2 protein-coding genes are annotated in these 2,267 nt (G+C 31.3%); both read left to right on the forward strand.

The annotated features are described in order from the left end of the window. The coding region (locus ACH2BG_RS00500) for an ATP-binding protein (protein WP_395045782.1) at positions 1–1,806 on the forward strand (1,806 nt) is incomplete at its 5' end. Next, a partial coding sequence (locus ACH2BG_RS00505) for a response regulator (protein WP_395045783.1) occupies positions 1,803–2,267 on the forward strand: 465 nt, incomplete at its 3' end. The genes ACH2BG_RS00500 and ACH2BG_RS00505, both read left to right, overlap by 4 nt.

Consider the following 2,267-nt stretch of genomic DNA (forward strand, 5'->3'; position numbering starts at 1 on the left):
TACTACAATAGTAAAATTGCACAAAAGAAATACATAGAAGCTGCTAAAATACTGGATGTTATTAGTGCGAAATTGGCGTTTCTGTATGATTTTAACGAACCTTTTTTAAACACTGTAAAAGAATTTGATCAAAAATATAGAAGTAAAGTTCCTGTCTTAAAAACAACCTTTGTAGATAGTTATTATGCTGATTATTATTTTGACAAAGGTAATTTTCAAAAAGCATGTGATTATTTTCTAAACGTTACAGTGTTAGAGCCCAACGATTACCAAAGCTGTTTTAGAATAGCTAGAGCTAACTATAGACTAGCGTACACGTATTACGGGATGGGCAAGCAAAATTTAAGTTTACAAGCTAATAAAGATGCTCTAAAATATTCTACTAAGATTAATGATATAGAAGGAATAGGCGCTGTGTATGCTAATTATACCAATATTTATAGAGCAATAAAAGATAAAAAGAAAGCCATTGCATACAGTAATAAGGCAATTCAATGTTTTGTACAGTCGGGCAATACTTACGACACGTACATGAGTTTGTACAATAAAATTTGTACCTACGCCGATTTTTCAGAGCCTAAAACGGCTGCATTGATAGACTCTGTAATGCTAGAATTTGATAAAAGTAAATTTGAAAGCGATGTTTTAAAAATTGCATTTTCTGATTGGAAAGTGCTGTACTTGCTCGAAGAAAATAAATTTGACGAAGCTAAAAAAATGCTCGACGATTTAAAACCTTTGGTCAAAAAAGTAAATTCGGTTAACTGGACAGAAGATTATATTGCCACCGTTGCTGAATATGAAGCAATGAGTAATCCAAAAACGGCTGATATCAGTAGTATTGAATCTTCAATTCCAACTTTGAAACAAAACAAACAAAATGAAAAATTGAGTTTGTTTTATACGGTTCTAAAAAAATATTCAATAAAAAATAATGATTACAAAAATGCTTTAACCTACGAGGAGGAACTTCACAAGGTAAATGATAGTATGGGAAACCGTGCTATGCAAGATAAAATTCTAGAACTTGAAACAATTTATGAAAATCAGAAAAAACAACAACAAATTGAGATCCAAGAAAAAACTATTTTAAATAAAAATACAACTATTGCCTTGTTAGTTTCCTTGTTTTTAGGATTATTTTTAACGGTTATTGTGTATAGTACAAAGCAAAAACAGAAGAAAATAAAATTAGAAAAAGAAAACGTTCAACAATATGCAAAACAGCTGATCGAGAAAACCGAAGAAGAACGAAAACGAATAGCAGGTGATCTGCATGATAGCGTAAGCCACGAATTGCTGATATTGAAAAATGCATTCGAACAAAAAACCGATGATATATATTCTAAAATTGATTCAATTCTTAACATTATTCGCAGGATCAGCCGAAACCTACATCCTGTAATGTTCGATAAAATAGGGTTGCAAGCAAGTGTAGAACAATTAATTGAAAATGCACAGTCAGATAATAACTTTATGGTCACTGCTGATATTGATTATGCGAATTTTTTATCAAACTCTGACGCGTTGCAGCTGTATCGAATTATACAAGAATCATTATCCAACATCATAAAATACTCGGATGCTATTGCGGCAAAAATTACAATAGTAGATAAAACGGATGTTCTATATATTGAAATTAGAGACAACGGAAAGGGATTTAATGTTTCCGAAGCTTTAAACGGGAAAAATGCTTTCGGGCTTCATAATATTATTGAGCGAAGCAGAGCAATAGGTGGCGAAGCAAAAATAACATCCGATGAAAACGGTACCATAATAACGGTCAAAATAAAAAAACAATCATGAAAATTCTAATTGCCGATGATCATCCGTTTACGCTAGAAGGAACCAAAACGTATGTTGAATCTTTGGGATATAAAGTAATCGAAGTTTGCAGTAACGGAATTTCTGCTTTCAATTCAATCAATTTATATGAACCAGATATTGCTGTTTTAGATATTAATATGCCAGGTTTAGATGGATTGGATGTTGCTAAAAAAGTTTTCGAAAATAAATGGAAAACAAAAGTTGTGCTGCTGACCATGCATAAAGAAATAACCATTTATAAAAAAGCAATTGAGTATGGAATTTATGGATATATTTTAAAGGAATACGCTCATACTGAATTGGAAAAATGCTTGAATGAAGTAAAAAATGGGAATAAATACATTAGTGAACATTTGAAAAATGATTTAACTCAAAATGCTTCCTTTAACAACCTTGAGCCATACAGCTTAACCCTTAGCGAAAAAAAAATAGTCGAACTT

Source organism: Flavobacterium sp. (genome assembly GCF_043779715.1).
In the GTDB taxonomy this organism is placed as follows: Bacteria; Bacteroidota; Bacteroidia; order Flavobacteriales; family Flavobacteriaceae; genus Flavobacterium.